The organism is Actinomadura vinacea, from assembly GCF_039532545.1.
Taxonomy (GTDB): domain Bacteria; phylum Actinomycetota; class Actinomycetes; order Streptosporangiales; family Streptosporangiaceae; genus Spirillospora; species Spirillospora vinacea.
In genome coordinates, this window is the sequence record NZ_BAAARW010000002.1 from 110,325 (window position 1) to 129,488 (window position 19,164).

Annotated in this window: 18 protein-coding genes and 2 pseudogenes; 6 read left to right on the forward strand and 14 right to left on the reverse strand. The window is 71.9% G+C overall.

Translation table 11 applies throughout. The features are described from left to right. Positions 1-17: 17 nt before the first annotated feature. From ABD340_RS02365 to ABD340_RS02380, 4 genes are read left to right on the forward strand one after another with little or no spacing between them, the layout of a single operon-like run. Complete coding sequence (locus tag ABD340_RS02365; protein ID WP_344586657.1) at positions 18-1,535, forward strand: ABC transporter substrate-binding protein; 1,518 nt, start codon at positions 18-20, stop codon at positions 1,533-1,535. Further along, complete coding sequence (locus ABD340_RS02370; RefSeq protein ID WP_344586658.1) at positions 1,532-2,494, forward strand: ABC transporter permease; 963 nt, start codon at positions 1,532-1,534, stop codon at positions 2,492-2,494. Before ABD340_RS02365 ends, ABD340_RS02370 begins: the two co-directional genes overlap by 4 nt. Further along, positions 2,491-4,725: an ATP-binding cassette domain-containing protein gene (locus tag ABD340_RS02375; RefSeq protein ID WP_344586659.1), complete on the forward strand. Its 2,235-nt coding sequence runs from the start codon at positions 2,491-2,493 to the stop codon at positions 4,723-4,725. Before ABD340_RS02370 ends, ABD340_RS02375 begins: the two co-directional genes overlap by 4 nt. After that, positions 4,709-7,156: a methyltransferase gene (locus tag ABD340_RS02380; protein ID WP_344586660.1), complete on the forward strand. Its 2,448-nt coding sequence runs from the start codon at positions 4,709-4,711 to the stop codon at positions 7,154-7,156. Before ABD340_RS02375 ends, ABD340_RS02380 begins: the two co-directional genes overlap by 17 nt. Before the next feature lie 53 nt (positions 7,157-7,209). Here the strand turns inward: ABD340_RS02380 and ABD340_RS02385 are convergent, their stop codons facing one another. Continuing rightward, positions 7,210-8,157 carry an NAD(P)/FAD-dependent oxidoreductase gene (locus ABD340_RS02385; protein ID WP_344586661.1) on the reverse strand — a complete coding sequence of 316 codons (948 nt, stop codon included), beginning with the start codon at positions 8,155-8,157 and terminating at the stop codon, positions 7,210-7,212. Positions 8,158-8,196: 39 nt separating this feature from the next. Between ABD340_RS02385 and ABD340_RS02390 the strand changes: the two genes are divergently transcribed. Next, positions 8,197-8,961, forward strand: coding sequence for a thioesterase II family protein (locus ABD340_RS02390; protein ID WP_344586662.1), 765 nt, complete (start codon positions 8,197-8,199; stop codon positions 8,959-8,961). Positions 8,962-8,963: 2 nt separating this feature from the next. On the opposite strand, the gene ABD340_RS02395 is transcribed toward ABD340_RS02390, so the two are convergent. The 8 genes and pseudogenes from ABD340_RS02395 to rpmG form a co-directional block, all read right to left on the reverse strand. Then, a complete protein-coding gene (locus tag ABD340_RS02395; protein ID WP_344586663.1) occupies positions 8,964-9,716 on the reverse strand; it encodes a class I SAM-dependent methyltransferase in 753 nt (250 codons plus the stop codon). 29 nt (positions 9,717-9,745) lie between these two features. Beyond that, positions 9,746-10,822 carry a saccharopine dehydrogenase NADP-binding domain-containing protein gene (locus ABD340_RS02400; protein WP_344586664.1) on the reverse strand — a complete coding sequence of 359 codons (1,077 nt, stop codon included), beginning with the start codon at positions 10,820-10,822 and terminating at the stop codon, positions 9,746-9,748. Next, positions 10,819-12,819, reverse strand: coding sequence for a phosphopantetheine-binding protein (locus ABD340_RS02405; RefSeq protein ID WP_344586665.1), 2,001 nt, complete (start codon positions 12,817-12,819; stop codon positions 10,819-10,821). The genes ABD340_RS02400 and ABD340_RS02405 overlap by 4 nt, the downstream gene beginning before the upstream one ends. Positions 12,820-12,842: 23 nt before the next feature. Then, positions 12,843-13,082, reverse strand: coding sequence for a hypothetical protein (locus ABD340_RS02410; RefSeq protein ID WP_344586666.1), 240 nt, complete (start codon positions 13,080-13,082; stop codon positions 12,843-12,845). An 86-nt stretch (positions 13,083-13,168) separates the two neighbouring features. Further along, positions 13,169-13,333 (reverse strand): 50S ribosomal protein L32, encoded by a 165-nt coding sequence (gene rpmF, locus ABD340_RS02415; protein ID WP_344586667.1) that lies wholly within the window; start codon positions 13,331-13,333, stop codon positions 13,169-13,171. Between the two features lie 8 nt (positions 13,334-13,341). Further along, positions 13,342-13,647: a 30S ribosomal protein S14 gene (rpsN, locus tag ABD340_RS02420; RefSeq protein ID WP_344586668.1), complete on the reverse strand. Its 306-nt coding sequence runs from the start codon at positions 13,645-13,647 to the stop codon at positions 13,342-13,344. A gap of 113 nt (positions 13,648-13,760) precedes the next feature. Then, positions 13,761-13,882 (reverse strand): annotated as a pseudogene (gene rpmB / locus ABD340_RS02425) (50S ribosomal protein L28); the annotation flags it as partial. Further along, on the reverse strand, positions 13,882-14,046 hold the full coding sequence (rpmG, locus tag ABD340_RS02430) for a 50S ribosomal protein L33 (protein ID WP_344586669.1): 165 nt from the start codon (positions 14,044-14,046) through the stop codon (positions 13,882-13,884). The pseudogene rpmB and the gene rpmG, both read right to left, overlap by 1 nt. A gap of 63 nt (positions 14,047-14,109) precedes the next feature. Between rpmG and ABD340_RS02435 the strand changes: the two genes are divergently transcribed. Then, entirely contained in the window at positions 14,110-15,261 is a 1,152-nt protein-coding gene (locus ABD340_RS02435; protein WP_344586671.1) for a CobW family GTP-binding protein, read from the forward strand. A 56-nt stretch (positions 15,262-15,317) separates the two neighbouring features. On the opposite strand, the gene ABD340_RS02440 is transcribed toward ABD340_RS02435, so the two are convergent. The 5 genes and pseudogenes from ABD340_RS02440 to ABD340_RS02460 all read right to left on the reverse strand — a co-directional run bounded on the left by ABD340_RS02440 (position 15,318) and on the right by ABD340_RS02460 (position 19,118). Next, positions 15,318-16,088, reverse strand: a complete 771-nt coding sequence (locus ABD340_RS02440) for a TIGR03943 family putative permease subunit (protein ID WP_344586672.1) — start codon at positions 16,086-16,088, stop codon at positions 15,318-15,320. Continuing rightward, positions 16,085-17,127 (reverse strand): annotated as a pseudogene (locus ABD340_RS02445) (permease). The gene ABD340_RS02440 and the pseudogene ABD340_RS02445 overlap by 4 nt, the downstream one beginning before the upstream one ends. A 196-nt stretch (positions 17,128-17,323) precedes the next feature. Beyond that, on the reverse strand, positions 17,324-17,818 hold the full coding sequence (locus tag ABD340_RS02450; RefSeq protein WP_344586673.1) for an ArsR/SmtB family transcription factor: 495 nt from the start codon (positions 17,816-17,818) through the stop codon (positions 17,324-17,326). After that, a complete protein-coding gene (locus tag ABD340_RS02455; protein WP_344586674.1) occupies positions 17,712-18,014 on the reverse strand; it encodes a threonine dehydratase in 303 nt (100 codons plus the stop codon). Before ABD340_RS02455 ends, ABD340_RS02450 begins: the two co-directional genes overlap by 107 nt. Positions 18,015-18,713: 699 nt before the next feature. Beyond that, a complete protein-coding gene (locus ABD340_RS02460; protein ID WP_344586675.1) occupies positions 18,714-19,118 on the reverse strand; it encodes an ArsR/SmtB family transcription factor in 405 nt (134 codons plus the stop codon). Positions 19,119-19,164 lie beyond the last annotated feature (46 nt).

Sequence of the window (19,164 nt, forward strand, 5' to 3'; positions counted from 1 at the left end):
GAACGGAAACCTCCAGCATGAGACCCCTCCTCAAGACCGCCGGCGCGTTGGGCCTCGGGCTCGCCCTCACACTGTCGGGATGCGGCGACGGCGACGGCGCGGCCGCCCCGTTCGGCGGCGACACCCTGCGCTACGTCGCGGTCGGTGCCCCCGCCACCGCGATCAACGACCCGCACGGCGGCATCGGCAACCAGTCGGACCTGATCAGGTTCGCGCTGCTGTACGACGTGCTGACCAAGCCGAAGCCCGATGGCACCACTGAATACCGCCTCGCCACCTCTGTGACGCCGGATGCCGCCCTGACCAGTTGGACGGTCAGGCTGCGGCAGAACGCGACGTTCACCGACGGCCGTCCGGTCCGCGCCGCGGATGTGCTGTTCTCGCTGCGGCGCGTCCACCAGAAGGCGGCCGAGAACTTCGGCCGGCTGCAGATGTTCGACATGGCGCGCTCCCGCGCCGTCGACGACCACACGCTCGAGCTGGTCACCACCAAGCCCTACGCCGAAGCACCCAGGGCCCTGGAGTCGGTGACCTTCGTCGTGCCCGAGGGCACCACGGCCTTCGACAAGCCGCCCGTCGGGTCCGGCCCGTACCGGATGACCCGGGGCACGCCGCAGCACGCGATCCTCGAACGCAACGACCGGTGGTGGGGCCCCAAGCCTGCGACGCGGCGTATCGAGGTGCGCGCCGTGGTCGATCCGCAGGCGCGCGCCCAGGCGGTGGTGTCCGGCCAGGCCGACGTCGCCGCCAGCGTAAGCCCCGCGTCCGCCCGCCAGGCCCAGGGGAATGAGAACGTGAAGGTCGTGCATCGGTCGGGCGTCGTGATGTACCCATTCGTGATGCGGCTGGATCGCAAGCCGTTCGACGACCCCCGGGTCCGGGAGGCGATCAAGCTCGCCACGAACCGGCAGGAGTTGCTCGACAAGGTCTTCCTCGGCTACGGCAAGATCGGCGACGACCTGCTCACACCGGCCGACCCGTCCAGCCCGCGCGATATTTCGCAGCGCCCGCGCGACGTCGCCAAGGCCAAGGAACTGCTCCGGCAGGCCGGGCACGGCAGCAGCCTGAACCTCACCCTGTCCACCACGACCTCCTACCCGGGCATGGACACCGCCGCGAACCTGTTCGCCCAGCAGCTCCGCGAGGCGGGCATTACCGTCCGGGTGAAGATGGAGCCGCCGGACACCTACTGGACCAAGGTCTTCGCCAAGAGCGACTTCTACACCGGCTTCTTCGGCGGTATCCCGTTCCTGGACGTGGCACGGGTGTCGCTGCTCGGCGACGCGCCCACCAACGAGACCGCCTGGAAGCGGCCCGCATGGGACGCCGGGTTCGACAAGGCGCTCGCCACGAAGGACGAACGGAAGCGGCGCGAGGAGTTCGGCGCGCTGCAGCGGCAATTGCGCGACGAGGGAGGCTACGTGGTCTGGGCGGTCGGCGACGGCCTCGACCTCACCTCATCGCGCGTGGCCGACCTGCCCACCGGTGCCGGGTTCGAGAGCAACTTCGTCGAGCGGGTGCGGCTGACGCGGTGACGACCCAAGTGTTCGGGTCCGCCGTGCTCGTTCCCGCCGCGCGTACCGCGCTGATGCTGCTCCTGGTGTCCGTCGCGGTGTTCGGCGCCACCGAACTCCTCCCGTCGGACGCGGCGCAGACACGATCCGGCGGGAGGGCCACCGCGGCGGCTGAGGCCGAGCTACGTGGCCGGCTCGGTCTGGATCGCCCGGCCTGGGAGCGCTACGCGCGCTGGCTCGCGCGTGCGGCACGCGGCGACGCAGGGGAATCCCTGCTCACCGACCGGCCCGTGGCGCGGATGGTCGCCGAGCGGCTGCCCGCCACGCTCACCCTCGCGGGCTGCGCGCTCGCCGTGGCCGTGCCGTTGACGGTCGCGTTGGCCTGGGCGGTCGGCACGGCGCCGGCGCGTCGGCGCGGCTCCCTGACCATGCTGGTCACCGCACTGGCGGCGGTGCCGCAGGTGGTGTTCGCCGCTGGACTGGTGGCGCTGTTCGCCGGGGTACTGGCCTGGCTGCCGCCGGTGTCGCTGGTGCCCGCGGGTGGATCCCCGCTGGACCGGCCGGAGATCCTCGTGCTGCCGACGCTGGCGCTGGCGATCCCGGCCGCCGCCTTCGGCGCCGGTGTGCTGGGCGGGGCGGTCGCCGACGCGGTCCGCCGCCCGCACGTGGCGTCCGCCGTGGCTCGCGGCGTGCCCGGGATCCGGGTGGCCGTGCGTCACGTCCTGCCTTATCTGGTCGCCCCGGCCGTCCGGGTGTTCGCCGTGGTGACCGGTGGGCTGCTGGCCGCGACGACCGTGGTCGAGACGCTCTTCGGCTACAGCGGCCTGGGCGAGTTGCTGGTCAGCTCGATCGCCAACCGGGACGTGCCGGTCGTGCAGGCGGTCGCGATGCCGGTGGCGGCGACGGTGCTGGCCGGGTTGTTCGTCGCCGACGTGCTGGCCGTGCTGACCGATCCTCATCGGGCGGAGCGGCCCGCATGAGGAGGTTGCTCACCCTCTGGACGCTCCTCCTCCTGGCTGTGGTGTTCCTGGGCGGGGTGTTCGCGCCGCACGATCCGGCGGCCTCGGTCGGCGCGCCCTGGGCCCCGCCCGGTGGCGGCTTGTTTCTGGGAACAGACGACGCCGGACGTGACGTGCTGTCGCGCGTTCTGGCGGGCGGGCGCGGGCTCACCGCCGTGGCGCTCGTCGCGGCGGTGACCGCCGCCGCCCTCGGCACGGCGGGCGGGCTGGCCGCGGGCTGGGCGGGCGGCCGGATCGACCGGCTCCTGACCGGGCTGGCCGACCTTCTGCTCGCCGTACCGTTCCTGCTGCAGGCGATGGTGCTGGCCGTCGCCCTGCCCGCGCCCGCCGCCGTGATCGCCGGGACGGTCTGCGGGGGAGCGCCGCTCGGGCTGCGCGTGATCCGCGACCTGACCCGGCACGCCCGCGGTTCCGGATACGTGGAGGCGGCTCGCGGCCGCGGCGAGACAGCGCTCGCGATCCTCGTGCGCGAGGTACTGCCCTCCATCGCGGGGGCGGCCGCCGCCGACCTGGTGATGCGGTTCGTCCTGGCGCTCCAGCTCGCGGCGGCGTTCGGGATGCTCGGCATCGGCCCCGAGCCGCCGGCCCCCGACTGGGGGCTGATGCTGCGGGAGAATCTGCCGGGAGCGGGTCTGAACCCCATGGCGCTGGTGGCGCCAGCGGCCGTGCTGGCCGTCGTGGCGGTGACCGCCGCCACCCTCGCGCGGATGCTCGGCCAGGCCCGCCGCCCGCGACCCGCGCCCGTGAGGCACGTCGAACAGGTGGCGCGCCCCGCCGGGAGCGGTCTCGTCGTGGCCGGACTCGGCGTTGCCGACTCCCGCGAAAAGCCCATCATCGCCGGCTTCGCCCTGCGTGCCGATCCGGGCGAGGTCGTGGCGATCGTGGGGCCGTCCGGCAGTGGCAAGACCACCGCGCTGCGGGCGGTGCTCGACCTGCTGGGAGAGGGGCTTCAGCGGACCGGCGGGGCCGTGTGCTGGAACGGGCGGGCCGTGCCGACCGGTCGTGCCGGACGCCGCTGGCGCCGTGCCCACGTCGGCATCGTCGACCAGGATCCCGTCGCCTCGCTCGACCCGCTGATGACCGTGGGAGCCTCGCTGCTCGACGGGCGTCGCGGCCTGGAGTCCGTCGCCCGCGACATGCTGGCCGAGCTCGGCCTCGACGCCGGGCGGCTCTGGTCACGGCGAGCGCACCGGCTGTCGGGAGGGCAGGCTCAGCGCGTCGCCCTCGCCAGGGCGCTCCTCACCGATCCGCCACTGCTCGTCCTCGACGAACCCACCAGCGGCCTTGACCAGGGCGCTCTGGGCCTGGTGGTGGACGCCCTCGAACGGCGCCGCGGCGACGGACGCTCCATCACCCTGCTGATCTCCCACGATCGCGGCTTCGTCGCCCGCGTCGCCGACCGGATCATCGACCTGACGCCGCCCGGCGTAGACCGCGCCGTCTGCGGGCCCGTCCCGGAGGCCGTCGCCGGACCGCCGCCCTCGGCCGATGACGTGCTGACCGTGGCCGGCCTCCGTCTCGCCTACGGGCCCACCGCGCTTCTCGACGTTGAGGAACTGTCTCTGCGGCGCGGTGAGCTCGTCGCCCTGACGGGGCCGTCGGGTAGCGGCAAGAGCACGCTGCTGCGCGCCCTGGCGGGACTGCACGTCCCGCAACAGGGCCACCTCAAGCTGCGCGGCCAGCCGGTCACGTGGCCGCTGGAGCGACGTGGCCGTGCGGAGATCCGCGCCATCCAGTTCGTCGGCCAGGACCCGGTGGGCGCCCTCAACCCGGCCCACCGGGTCGGGACCATCGTGGCCCGCCCCCTCCGCCGGACGGCCGGAATGACCCGGGCGGAGGCGAACGCGCACGTTCCCGAGCTGCTGCGCGGCGTCGGGCTCGACCCGGCACTGACCGCGCGCCGCCCGGGCGAACTGTCCGGCGGGCAGCGCCAGCGGGTCGCACTCGCCCGGGCGCTCGCCGCCGGACCGGCGGTCCTGCTCGCCGACGAGATCACCTCCGCCCTGGACGCCGCGTCCGCCGCCGCGATCCTGCGGCTGCTGGCGGACCTGCGCGCCGGCGGCCTTGCGGTCCTGCTGGCGACGCACGACCAGGCGGTGGCCTCACGCGCCGACCGCGTCCTGCATGTTCACGACCGCACCCTCGTCCCGCGGCCCCTCGCACGAACGGAGACCGATGACCCTGCCCGCTGACCACGCAGACAACGACTTCTTGCAGCCGCTTCGCGAGCACCCCTGGATCGAGGACGCCCGCCTCGCGCCCGACGGGAGAACGGTGCGCATCCGCCCGGCCGGAGCCGCCCTCGCAGTGCGTCCTGCCCTGGGCGGGCTGGTCGAGGAGTTCCTGGAGCACTGGGGAGAGGTCTACGACTGGACGTACACCAAGGGCGAGGAACGGCACGCCGACGACCTGGACCTGTCCGGGTGGCGCGCCTCCGACACCGGCCGCCCGTTCCCGCCGCAGCACATGCGCGAATGGGTGGACCACACCGTCGGCCTGGTGCTGAGCCTGCGTCCGCGATGGATCCTGGAGCTGGGGTGCGGCACCGGACTGCTCATGTACCGGCTGCGTGACCACGTCTCCGGATACGTTGGCACAGACGTGGCGGAGGCCGCCGTGCGGAAGCTGAGCGCCGGCGCGCGGCCGGGGACCGTGTTCGTCCGGGCCGCCGCCCACGAGGCATGGTCGCCGCAGGTCCGGGCCGCACTGGAGGCGGGCGGCTTCCCCGGCGCCCGGCCCGACTGCGTACTGCTGAACTCGGTGACCCAGTGCTTCCCGGGCGTGGCGTACCTGGACGCGGTGTTGCGGGATGCGATCGAGCTGGTGGTGCCGGGAGGCACGGTGGTCGTCGGTGACATACGGGACGCGCGCCTGCTCGCCGCCTTCTGCCACTGGGCGGAACGGACGCAGGCCTCCGACGTCGAACCCCGAGAACTGGCTCGCCGCGCGGCGCAGCGGGCCGAACGCGACCCTGAACTGCTCTTCGACCCGCCGTTGCTCGCGGGGCTGGTCGCACGGGCGGCCGCGGAGACGGGCCGGTCGGTGCGGATGGGCGTCCACCCCAAGACCATGCGGGATGACACGGAGCTGACCCGCTACCGCTTCGACGCCGTGCTGTACGTCGACGCCCCGGCTCCGGCCGCGCCGAGGCCGGTCCGCTGGGATGACCTGGACTTCGAGCAACCTGCCGCGCTGGCCGTGCTCCTGGACGAGCCGGTGCACCTCCAGGGCATACCGCGTGCATCGCTGCCGGCCGCACGTCTGCGGGAGATCGCGCAAGGGCGGGCCGCGGTGGTCGCGGATCCTGGCGACCCGGCCGTGCTCGGAGTGGTGGTCCCGCCCGAGGCGGCGGCCGTGCCGGTGGAGGAGATCGCCGGACGGCCGGGCACGGCGCATGACCCGTTCGTACCGTTCGTCGAGCGCCGCCTCAGCGAGATCGCGCGTGCCGTCCTGCGCCAGGAGACGGCCGTTGTGACCGAATGGGCCGCTGCGCTGCCGGAACGCGCCGAGCGCGCCGCCGCCGAGGCCACCGACACCGATCCGGCTCCGCTGCCCGCCTTCCTGCGGCGCCTGGACGCGGTGGCCTTGCCGGCGATGGCGTCCACCCTGCGTCCGGCAGGTCTCACCCGTCCGGACCACCTGCTCACCGCCGAGGAGATCGCCGACGCCCTGCGGGTCGCCGGGCGCCATCGCTGGATCCTGCGCCGCTGGCTCGCGGTCCTGGTGGCGGAGGGCATGCTCGTCCGGCATGACGACGGCCGGTACGGCGGGCTGCGGCCGGTGACGCGACGGGAGGTGGCCGCCGCGGCGGAGGGGCTGGCGGCCGAGGGCGGGAAGATCGGCTACCCGCCGGAGACATCGGGCTTCATGCTGACCGCGATGGCGCGGCTGCCGGATCTGTTGCGCGACGACCTGACGTTGCAGAGCCTGCTGTTCGGCGATGACGGGATCGAGGCCGCCGACGGCGCCTACCGAGAGAACACCGTGAACCGCTACCTCAACGGAGCGGTCGCCGAGGTGATGCGGTGGGCGCAGGAGAACGCGAGCCACGGTGGCCCGCTGCGGGTGCTGGAACTCGGCGCGGGAGTCGGCGGCACGACCGCGGACGCACTGGCGGCGCTCACGGAGAGCGAGGTCGACTACCTGTTCACCGACGTCTCCCGCTACTTCCTGACGCTCGGAGAGGAACGCTTCGGCGGGCGCGCCGGTGTGCGATTCGCGATGTTCGACATCAACGGCGACGCGACCGGCCAGGGCGTGGCGCCAGCCTCCCTGGATGTGGTGCTGTCGGCGAACGTCCTGCACAATGCCCGCCAGGTCGGGGACGCGCTGGCGAGCCTCGCAAGCCTGCTGGCCCCCGGCGGCCTGTTCGTGTTCGTCGAGACCAGCCGGGAGCTGTACTCGATCCTCACCTCGATGCAGTTCCTCATGTCCGCTCGGCCCGGCGAGGAGCGCCTGCACCCCGCCGACCTGAGGGCGGAAGACGATCGCGTCTTCCTGACCGACGACGAGTGGCTGAAGGAGCTGAAGAGCGCGGGGCTGCGGCCGTGGTTCACGCTTCCGCGCGACGGCCATCCTCTCGCCGAGACGGGCCTGCGCATGTTCGTGGCCCGCCGCGAGTAGGCAGAGCCCCGGCGCCGCCGACGCCGGGACTCCACCAGCTCATGCGGTCGCGCTCAGGAGGAGGGGAAGCCGAGGCCGGAGCGGAACAGGTCGCCTTCCATCCACAGCGCGGCCCGGACGCCGTCGGCGGCGCCGAGCGAGACCAGGGTGGCGGCCTCGGGGACGGCCGGGAGCTTGGCGGTGTCACCCGCCGCCGCGACGCCAGGCACGGTGGTCTCCTGGAGCTCGTTGACCCGGACGGTGCCGTCGTCGAGGATCTCGCAGCCGAGTTGCGCCGCCAGCTCGGAGTGCTGCCGTGTCGGGGCGCGGTGGTAGACGGCCTCGCGCCGCAGGACGCTCCCGTCGGCGAAGTGGACGGTGGCGTCGCCCGCCTCGCCCGAGACCTCGGTGATGGGCTCGGAATTGACGGTGACACCGCGCTCGCCCAACTTCTTGGCGATCTCGTCGGGCAGCTCCAGCGAGCCGTGGGTGCACAGGACCACGTCGTCGCTGAACCGGTCGGCCACATACAGGGCGAGCATCGCCTCCTGCGGGTTGGTGGTGATGACGGCCAGCGACTTTCCGGTGGTCTCCCAGCCGTGGCAGAACGGGCAGTGAAAGACGCTGCGCCCGAACCCTTCGGCCAGGCCGGGGATGTCGTAGGGCTCGTCCACCTGGCCGGTGGCCAGTACCAGCCGTCGCGCCCGTACACGGGTGCCGTCGGCCAGCTCGATCTGGAAGTCGTCTTTGGCGCCGCGGGCGGCCAGAACGGTTCCCGGGCGCAGTTCCACCGACGGGTAGGCCTTCAGTTCCTCGCGGCCGAGCTCCAGCAGGCGCGCGGGCGAGAAGCCGTCCCGGCTGAGGTACATGTGCATCTCGGCGGCGGGGGCGTTGCGGACGCGGCCTCCGTCGATCACCAGGACGCGGCGGCGCTGCCGCCCGAACACCAGGGCGGCGCTCAGGCCCGCCGGCCCGCCGCCCACCACGATCACGTCGTACATGTCGTACATGCCGTTCTTCATGTGAAAATGATTATCATATCTTGATGAAGGGGAGGGATCATGGTCGAAGAACCCGGCGGCCCGTGGCTGTGCCGCTTCCTGCCACGTCCCGGCGCCGGGCTGCGCCTGATCTGCATGCCGCACGGCGGCGGCACGGACGGCGCCTTCCTGGGGTGGGCCGAGCTGCTACCGCCAGGGATCGAGCTGCTCGCGGTGCGCTACCCGGGGCGCGAGGACCGGCTCGGCGAACCGTTGCCACGCGACATGGGTGAGTTGGTCGACGGGCTCACGGACGCCGTCGCAGCGGTGGCGCACCGCCCCTACGCGCTTTTCGGGCACAGTATGGGCGCGACCGTCGCCTACGAGGTCGCGCAGGAGATGCGCCGGCGCGGTCTGCCCGGGCCGGTCCATCTGGTGGCCTCCGGGCGCGAGGCGCCGCACGAGGAGAAGGGCGGCGACGTGCACCGGGGCGACGACGAGGACCTGTACGCCGAGCTGATGCGTCTCGGCGCGACCGACCCCGAGGTACTGGACGATCCCGACCTCCGAAGGATGATCTTCAGCTATGTCCGGGCGGACTACCGGCTCATCGAGACCTACCGGCCGCGGCCGCTGCCCCCGCTGGACTGCCCGGTCTCGGTGTTCCTGGGCGACCGGGACCCCGACCTGACACCCGAGGAGGCGGCGCGCTGGCGGCACGCCACCCACGGCCGCACCCGGCTGGAGATCTTCCCGGGCGATCACTTCTACCTGATGCCGCAGCGCCATGCCGTGCTCGCGGCGCTGCGGCGGGTACTCGCCCAACCGGTCGGCAGGGCGGGCTGATCTCAGCGTCGCCAGACGCGCAGTCCCTCGGGCGCTCCCTGCACGGGCGTCAGGCCGGCGGCGGACAGCTCCTCAGCGAGCCGCTCGTCGGAGATGACGTGGCAGTCGAACTCGGCGACCTCCTCCGAGACCAGGCGGTCGCCCTCCCATGTTCGGTACGCGTTCACCCACCGGATCATGTCGTCGCCGATGACGTCGGCCCGCGACACCGTCTCGTACCGGCGGCGGCCGAGGGTGCGGCCGGGGATCACGCTGGCCGGCACCGGCTCGGCCTTCTGCGGGTACTGCGCCTCCACGACCAGCAGCCCGCCCGGGCTCAGCGCCGCCGCCCAGGTGCGCCACAGCCGCGGCCGCTCGTCCGGGGCGAAATGCATGATCAGGTTGAGCAGCACGACCGCGTCGACGGGGGCGCCGAGTTCGGCACCCACCGCGTCTTCGGCCAGGACGGTCACCCGCCGTTCGGCCTCGGGGAGCCGCGCCAGCCGGGTGACCAGCGCCGCCCGCATGACGCGCGCGGGCTCGATCGCGACGATCTCCGCCTCCGGGGCGAGGAAGCCCAGCATCGCCTCGGTGAAATAGCCGGTCCCGGCCCCGATCTCGGCGACCGATCGTGCGTCCGGCAACAGCTCGGCGAGGGCGGCGGCGAGATCGTCCCAGTGGGCCTGGGGCAGGATCAGGTCATAGTAGGGCGCGTTGACGCCGTACCCCAGACCTTGGTCGGCTCTGGCCGCCTCATCAACGGGAATGTCGGTCATTGGGGAAGGGCCTTTCTTGATCGAATTCGTCAGATCAGCTCGACGCCGGTGACCAATGGGTCGTCGGCCAGCAAGGTCAGGGTTTCGCGGGGGCTCAGCACCTCGGCGGCCAGGTGAACGCCGGGCGGGATCCGCTCGTCGAGCAGGTCGCGGGCGGTCAGGGCTGCGACGACCCCACTCAACGCGTAGGAGTCGGGGGTGTGCAGTTCGAGGCGGCGTGGACGACCCGGCGCGGGGTCGTGGTGCACGGCCTGGAACAGCATCGTGTAGTACGGGCCGGTGGCGGCCAGGTCGGCCTCCGCGGCAGCCGCCACCGCCGGAACGTGCCGTTCGAGCGGCGCGTCCTCGTCGGCCCAGGCGGCCGCCAGCGCCCGCGGGATGGCCTCGGTGACGTAGACGGTGTAGTTGCGCAGTTCCTCCACACCGAGCTCGGCGGCGAGCCGGGACGCCTCGGCCGAGAGGAACGGCCAGGCGTGCACCCGGCCCCGGAATCCCGGCAGGGCGACCGACCGCAGCGGCCGCAGCGCGTTCGGTGCGATCCCGCCGTTGCGCCACGCGGCCAGCGCGGTGCCGAACCGGGGGCCCCGGGTCAGCAGCGCGTCCACCGCCGACAGCGGGCCGATCGCGGCCGCGCCGCCGACGTAGATGTCCAGACGTGCCGGCGGCCCGTCGACGGCGAGCAGCCGGGGGAGCAGGCCGGACAGCCCCGGCATCAGCCCGGCCGAGAACACCGCGGCGCGGTCGGCGAGCCCGGTGGGCGGGGCGTCGCCCAGCGCGTCGATGGCCACCAGGTCGCCCGCCGCGTCGACGTAATGCGCCCCGGCTGCCAGCGCCGCCCGGGCCACCCGGTCGAGCACCTGGTACGACGGTCCCGCGCAGTTGACCACCACGTCGCAGTCTGCGCAGAACCCGCGCAGCTCATCTCGGTCGTTCAGGTCCACCCGCATCGGCTCGGTGTGCGCCTTGGGCGCCTGAGCGCACACCTTGGCCACCCGTTCCAGGTCGCGTCCTCCGACACGCAGCTTGCCCAACTCCCAGGCGGTCAGCCGGTCGACGACGATCCGGCCCACCGCTCCTGAGCCGCCGAGCACCCCGATCGTGGTCATCCGGTGGAGTCCCTACCCTGTTCGCGGATGGCGGCGGCCAGCCCGGCCACGGTCGGCGCGTCCAGGAACCGCCGGACCTGTACCGCCACGCCGACGTCCTTCGCCAGCCGGGCCAGGCTCCTTACCGCAAGCAGCGAGTCGCCGCCCAGGGCGAAGAACGGCGTCGCCCGATCGAGAACCGGGACGTCCAGGATCTCCTCCCACAGCAGCGCGATCCGCTGCTCCAGCTCGTCCCGGGGCGGGCCGGCCTCCTCATCGACGTCGGCCGCAGCAGGACCGCCCAGCGACAGCCCGCTGTCCCGGTCCGGTTCCAGGGCGCCGGGCAACTCGACCTCCCGGTCCCATCCGGGCCCGTCGGCCAGCGCCTCGATCAGCTCCACCAGCTCCCGGAAGGCGGCGTCGACCTCCTGCGGCTCGAACAGTTCGGCCACCAGCGAGAACGCGAAGACCATCTCCTCGCCCATCTCCCAGAACCGCGCCTCCAGCGCCACCTGCGGAGTGCGGAGCTGGTGATAGAAGTCGACGAAGTCCAGCTCCCCGAGCGGCCCGGCCGATCGGGCCTGCCGCTCGCCGATCGCCGCGTCCATCCCGAGGGTGCTCTGGAACACCACGGGCGCGACGGGCCGGGGCGTGCCGCGACGACGGGCCAGCTCGCGCGACACCTCCACCCCGGAGATCAGGTTGTGCGCGGCGTGCTCGGCGAAGGTCCGCTGCTGTGCGGACGCCAGCGCGGCGAAGGTCCGGCCGACGTCCAGCGCCGCGGGCACGAGCATGGTGGAGGAGAACGCGCCGATCGTTCGGTGGATGTCGGGGTGCAGCGGCAGCCGGTTGAGCTGGAGGGTGTTGAGCAGCAATCGCCGGTGCCCTGACCAGCGGGCCAGGACGACGGCGAACGCGGTCAGCATCGCGGCCGACGGGGTGACGTCGTGCGCGGCGCACCGTTCGCGCAACGCCGCACAGCGCGCCGAGTCCAGACGCGCCTCACGTGTGTCCATCAGGGTGGGCGCCACGTCACGGGGGTCGGCGCGCAATGGCAGCGCGGGCGGTAGGGGTGCGTCGTCCAGCCGGTCGAACCACCAGTCCCGGTCGGCCGCCCACAGATCGGTTTGGCGCAGCCGCCCGACCGAGGTCACGTAGTCGCCGAAGTCGACCTCCAGCGGTGCCAGGACGGCGTTCCAGTCGGCGGCCAGCGTCAGCAGCTCCCGGTTGAGCACCGTCGCCGACCAGCCGTCCATCGAGATCAAGCTCATGGCGGTGTGCAGCCGTCCCCGCCCGCCCGGCAGCAGACTGAGCCGCACGTCCAGTCCCGGCCCGGTCAGCGGGTTCGGGCCGGTGGCGGCCATCTCCTGGCGCACCGCCTCCAGCGTGGTGCGGATTTCCTCGTCACCGGCTTCGCGCAGGTCGTAGACGCGAGGTTGCGGGATCGCGCCGGGCGCGTCGGGCGGCAGGACGTACTGCATGCCGTCGGGGGCGATCCGGCCCCGCAGTGTCGGCTGGTGCTGCGCCAGCCGGTGCAGCGCGTCCGCCAGCGTCTCTTCCGCCTCGTCGGAGTCCATGTCCCGCAGGCCGACGTCGCCATAGAAGTGCGCCGAGTCGTAGGACAGCTCCCACCCGTCGTGCTGTCCCACGAAGTACCCCTGCTGCAGCGGCATCAAGGGGAACGGGGCGTCCGGGTCGGCGCGGTGCTCGATCTCCACCGGAAGGGCCCGCGCGGTCGCGCCGTCCCTGCTGCGGCGCGTGACGATATCGGTGAGGGCGGACAGAGTGATCTCCACGGTCACGTCTGACAGAGCGAGCTCGACAGACAACTTCTTGCGGATCAGTGCCGACATGCGTACGGCCAGCACGGAGTCGCCGCCGAGCCGCAGGAAGCTGGCATTGCCGTCGATCGCGTCGGGGTCCAGGTCGAGCAGGTCGGCCCAAATGCGGGCGAGAACCCGGGCGACCTCGTCGGAACCCCGTGCCTTGGTGGGGGCGTCGGTGGACGGAACGGTCATTCGGCTCTCCTCATGGATTCCGCTCATGGATTCCGCGTGGCAACGAACAGGTGCTGAGAGAACGCCGCCAGCGGATGATCGGGACGGGGCAGGTCGAGGAGCGGTGACAGCCCGGCGACCGTCGAACACGCGAGCCACTCCTCTCGGGTCAGGTAGGTGCGGTCGCTTCCGGCGCGCGTGTCGCGGCGCTCGGGCCGGGCCGACAGCAGGAACGGCATCGAAGTCAGCGACTGATGGTGTTCATGGCAGGTCTCGACGAGCACGAGCGTGGGCGCCGATCGTCATGGCCGGGCGGCCGGCGGACGGGCCGGGCCTTGGGCCACTTCCGCGTCACACCGCTTTGCTGCGGTCAGAGGTGGAGGAGTCCGCTGTGGTAGGCGCGGACAAGATTGCGTGGCACCAGGACCCGGCGTCCCTCGACGGTGATGGGCACCAGATCAGGGGGCGACGCCTTCCACTGCGAGCGGCGCTTGCGGGTGTTGCTGCGGGATTTCTTGCGCTTGGGGACGGCCATGGGTCTCCTTACCAGCTTGATTTGGTGGTGCCGGGGAGTTCCCCGCTGTGGGCCATCTCGCGGAAGCGGATCCGCGAGAGACCGAACCTGCGCAGATGCCCGCGAGGCCGGCCGTCGACGGAATCGCGGTTGCGGACGCGGGTCGCGCTGGCGTCGCGCGGCTGGCGACGCAGTTCGCGCACGGCCGCCGCGCGGATCTCATCGGCGGTGTGCGGACTGCGGATGAGGCGCTTGAGTTCGGCACGGCGGGCGGCGTGGCGCTCGACGGTGGCCTTACGCCGTTCGTTGGCGACGATCTTGCTCTTCTTGGCCATCAGACCTTCTCACCCCGGGCGCGGACGCGGGCCACGGCGGCCTCGATACCGATCTTGTCGATCGTCTTGATGGCGTGGGCCGACAGCCGCAACCGCACGTACCGGCCCTCGCCGGGCAGCCAGTACCGCTTGTCTGGATGTTGGGGTCGAACCGGCGCGGGGTGCGCCTGTGGGAGTGCGACACCCTCCTGCCGAAGCCCGGCTTGGCGCCGGTCAGCTGGCAACGTGCCGGCATCAGCGCTCCTCTCTGTAGAGCACGTGCTTGCGGGCAACGGGGTCGTACTTGCGCAGGGTCAGCCGATCGGGATCGTTCCTGCGGTTCTTGCGGGTCACGTACGTGTGGCCGGTTCCGGCGGTGGAACGAAGCTTGATCACCGGCCGGAGTTCGTTGCGGGCCATCGAACCTCCTTTGACGCATGGCATGATAGCGATAACCGTTTTCATTTGCAGAGGGGGCCTTCGATGTCCGTTCCCGTTGTGCTCGTGGCCGGGCTGCACGGCACCGCCCGCGCCGCCGTCGTCGACCGGCTGCTGCGCGAGCACCCCGGCGCCCTGGCGATCCACCACGACCTGCGAGAGATCACCGGTGGGCTGGTGGTGCGCACCGTCCGTACCGCCGACACGGCGTTGGAGCAGGCCGTGATCCGGCTGGAGCACGGCTGCGTGACCTGCACGGTCCGCCAGGACCTCATCCCGCAGCTGTTGCGGTACGCGGGCCAGGCCTCACTGCTGGTCGCGGACCTGTGGGACTGCGTCGAGCCGCGGTCGGTCGCCGAGGCGCTCGACGACCCCGAGTGCAAGAGCGACATCCGGCTCACCGGCGTGCTGACCGGGCTGGACGCCGAGCTGATGCCCACCGATATCTGCCGGGGCGAACGGCTGACCGAGATCGGCAAGGCGGGGGCCACCGGCGACGAGCGCTACCTGGCCGAGGTGTTGGCCCACCAGATCGAGTACGCCACCGCGCTCATCGTCCCGGACGTGCTGCCCGCCCTGCTGCCCCCGCCCGACGTCGACGATCTCCAGCTGTGCCGGGAACTGCTCGGGCACCTCGCGCCGATGACACCGGTCACCATGCCCGGTCGGCCGCTGCCGCCGCTCACCGGCCCGGCACTGTGCACCCGCGAACTGGCCGCCCGCGTCGACCCGGCCACCGCCCAGTTGCCGTGCCAATCGCGCACGCCCGCGGTGGACACCGTGGTCTGGCACCGCACCACGCCCCTGCACCCGGGGCGGTTCTTCGAGGCCATGGACACCCTCGCCACCGAGTCGATGCGCAGCCGCGGCCGGTTCTGGCTGGCCAACCGGCCCGACCGGATGCTGGCCTGGGACGCGGTGGCCGGCATCGTCGCCGTGGAGGACAGCGGCCCCTGGCTGGCCGCGCTCCCCGAGGCCACCTGGGAGATGGTCCCGCCCGCCCGCAGGCTGGCCGCCTCGCTCGACTGGTCCTCCGACCACGGCGACCGCGTCCAGCACCTGGTCCTTACGGGCCCCGAACTCGACCCTGACCAGATCCACGCGCTCCTCGACTCGTGCCTGCTGGGCCCCGGCGAGCCCGCCACCGGCCTGGATGACCCCTTCGCCGACCTCCTCGACCTGAACACCACTGCCTGAGAGCGCCGCTCCTCACCGGCGGCCGCACGATGAAGAGCGTGATTTGGGAGCTGCGGTCACTCGTACGGATTCTTGGGTTTCTTGGTCTGCTGTACCGACTGGTCGCGCAACTCCTGCACGGCCGTCTCCGTGCGACCGGGCGCGGGTGGCTTCCAGACGCCGACGACCTGGACCCACAAGTCGGCCGGCGGCTGGGGGAGGCCGTGCACGGCGACCGGGAACGGGATGGCGTCGCCGGCGCAGCAGGCGGTCTTGAGCCGGGTGACCTGCCAGCCGTCCTTGCCCTTCCCGGCCGGGGTCACGAAGCCGGTCAGCCGCACCGGGACGCCCTCGAATCGCTTGGGATCGCTGGTCTGCGCCTCGAACGCGCGGCCGATGAACTCGCCCATCGTCATCGTGACCGGCGCGCCGCCCGCAGGTAGCGGACCGAACCCCGACTCTGGCGCGGCCGGCGGCGCTGCCGCGCGGCCGGTGTGCCGGGACGCGGTGAACGATCCGAGTGCCGGCGGGGCGATCACGAAGATCGCCAGGACGGGCAGGCAGAGCAGCCAGGCCACCCGCGGCCCACGCGAATGGTCATGCCCGTGGTCGTTATGCGCATGGTCGTCAGCGTGTGCGTGGCCGCCGTCCCTGTGCCCGTCTGCGGTGTCCCGCCACTCCCGGCGCAGTCCGGCGGCGCCCAGCGCCACCAGCGCAAGCGCCGCCGGAATCAGTAGGTACCGGAAGCCGGGCCTGACGTAGTTGACGTACTCGCCACTGCCCAGCGTGATCCACACCACCGCGGCCCCGACCAGGACCAGCAGCAGGTTCTGCGCGGCCTTGGTCATGACAGCATCCCTCCCACCACCGTGCTGATCCCGACCGCGAGGCAGAAGGTCAGCGGAATGAACCGGACCGCGAAGCGGCGGCCGAAGAAGCCGGTCTGGAGAGCGATCAGCTTCAGGTCCACCATCGGCCCCACCACCAGGAACGCCAGCCGCGCGGTGGTGGAGAACTGCGACAGGCTGGCCGCGACGAAGGCGTCGGCCTCCGAACAGATCGACATCAACACCGCCAGCAACGCCAGCAGCAGCACCGACGCCACGGGAATGCCGGCGACCGCCGACACCCAGCCTGCGGGGACGACCACGTTGATGGTGGCGGCCGCGGCCGCGCCGACGACCAGGAACCCTCCGGCGTGCATGATGTCGTGCCGCATCGCCTGCCGGAACGCCTCCAGGCGCCCGGCCGCCCCGTGCGCCTGGGGACGGGACGGGATCTTGATCCACTCGCCCTTGCCCAGCAGCAGCCACGTCCACCCCGCCAGCACGGCCACCAGCAGCGAGGCGACGAACCGGCCCACCACCATCTCCGGCTTGCCGGGGAAGGCGACGGCGGTGGCCACCAGCACGAACGGATTGATCGCCGGGGCGGCCAGCAGGAAGGTCAGCGCGGCGGCGGGGGCCACGCCGCGGGCCATGAGCCCGCTCTCGCGACCGGCACCGACGCGCATTCACAGCCCGGCAGGACGGCCCCCATCGCGCCCGCGACCGGCATCGCGGCCCCAGGCCGCCGCGGCAGCACCCGCCGCCACACCGACGGCGGGACGAACGCGGTGATAGCGGCCGACAGCGCGACCCCGAAGACCAGGAACGGCAGCGCCTGCACGCACACCGCCACGAAGATCGTGGCCCACGCGTCCAGGGCGCGTGCGCCAACGTCCGGGGCCACCCGGATCCGGCCGATCACCAGCACGGCCGCCAGCGCGCCGAACACCCACGCGGCACGGGTCCCCGGCGCGGCGGGCCCGCGACGTCCCCAGTCCGGTGGAGGAAGCAGATCGTCCTCGGCCGTGCGGACGCCGACGTGGTCACTCATGTCCGTCATGGTGCCAGAGAAGGCACCAGGAACACTCCCGCCCTGCACCCACTCGGTGACCGCTCAAAGACGGATACCGCTTTTGCCCCGCGTTTCCGGGCCAATCGATTCCGTGATGTCCGCGCAAGTCGCGCTGGAGGAGCCGCGGGATCCGGGGCGGGGCAGCTCATTGGGGCTGCCTTGATCGCCCTGTACAAGGGCGACCTCAGTTCTCAGCGGCATGGCGGATCGCGTCGAGAACAATGTGGGCGACATGGTCGTCGACGAGGAAATACTCCATCTCGCGGGCCACGCGGCGGCCGGCGACGATCCGCGACGCGCGTTGCACTCGCAGATGCTGGGAGACCAAGGGCTGGCTCACCTTCAGGGCGGCCACGAGCTCATGGACGCGTTTGTCTCCCCCGGACAACTCGCGCACGATCCCCAGCCGTACGGGCGAGGCCAGTGCCCTCAGTAGTTCGCTGGCGGGATGCACTGCCTGGAGAGGCTTCTCCGCAGAGGAAGCTGTATTCACATGCACATATAGCATGTGAATACAGCTTCCTATTTCAGTGCCCTTATCGGACGCACGCTCCCGCCGCCCGGCGCAGTCGTCAGTGGCAGTCCCAGTGGCCCTCGTGGGCGGCATGGCGGTGCCCGTCATGCAGGTAGTCGACGTGGTCGTCGTGCGGGACGGCGACATGCCCGCAGCCCTGCCCATGCCGGTGCTCGTGCTCCTCGTGGGCCACGTGGCCGCCCGCGGCGCACTCGTCGACGTGGTCTTCGTGCACGACATGGAAGTGTCCGTCGTGCAGGTAGTCGGTGTGATCGTTATGAGGGAACGCCACGTGGCCGCATCCCTCGCTGTGGACGTGCTGGTGGTCGGTGTGCGTGCGGTGCTCGGTCGCGGCGGTCATGGTCGAACTCCTTGTCGTGTTGGGATTCCGCGTTCGATGCGAGCGTCAGTTGGGCGACCCGCCCACGAACGAACACTGTCGGTACGTCCAAAAATTAACATATGGCAATTCATGCATGTCTTTGCTGTGGCCCACTCGAAGTCCAAAGACATTGGACAGCGATAACCGTTTTCGCTAAATTGGTCGCGTTGCCGTCCCCAGGCGTGGCGGAGGAAGTGGTGGCGAACCAGCCCTTCGCCGCGGCTGTCTGCCATGCGGGCCCGTGCCGCTCTCGGAAGCCCGGCCTGGATGTCCTGCCGCGGCTCGCCGTCGTCATCCGGCAAAGTCCGCACGACATCCTCGTCCGTACCGGATGCCTGCTGCACGCCCCGCGTTGCCGGATGGGCGCGCCGCATGCGAGTGGCTGCTATCTGGTGGTGCAACCCTGCGACACGGACCGGCGGCCGTCCGGTGCGGCGATCGCGGTCGGCCCCGATTCTCGCCGGGAACGACGCCGAGGCTGTCGCGAACTGGTTGGCCGACGGAGATCTGGACGCCGGTCCGCTCGATCCGCGGTTTCGCGTCGGCCTGCGGATGACGCGGCGAGGGACCGGATGATCAGAGGAGCCCGCGTTGTTCACCAGGAGGGTGTTTTACCGGGGTTGCACCGCGAGCGAATGGCGGACCTCACGACAGGTCGCACTCTTACCCTTGCCGTGGTCAGACCGCCGTGGAGGGTGCGCCGACGTGGACGTCGGCGTCCTGTTCATCGTGGTCGGGCAGGTCGCGGTCGGTGTGGTCGGCGTGGAAGAGCGCCTCGTCCAGCAGGCGGCGGACGTGGACGTTGGCGGCGGAGTAGTAGACGAAGGTGCCCTCACGGCGGCCTTTGACCAGCCCGGCGAGCCGGAGTTTGGCCAGATGCTGGCTGACGGCGGTGGGGGCGGCGCCGACCAGGTCGGCCAGGCATGCCACTGACGACTCGCCCTGGAGCAGCGCCCACAGGATCTTCATCCGGGTCGGGTCGGCCAGGAGCCGGAAGGTCTCGGCCGCCAGGTGCACCTGCTCCTCGTTGGGCATCTGGAAGTCCGGCATCGACGCGTGCATGTCCCGACGATACTCGGCCATCCGGCTGATTGCATATCTGCGTGACTGCGTATATATGCTGATGCGG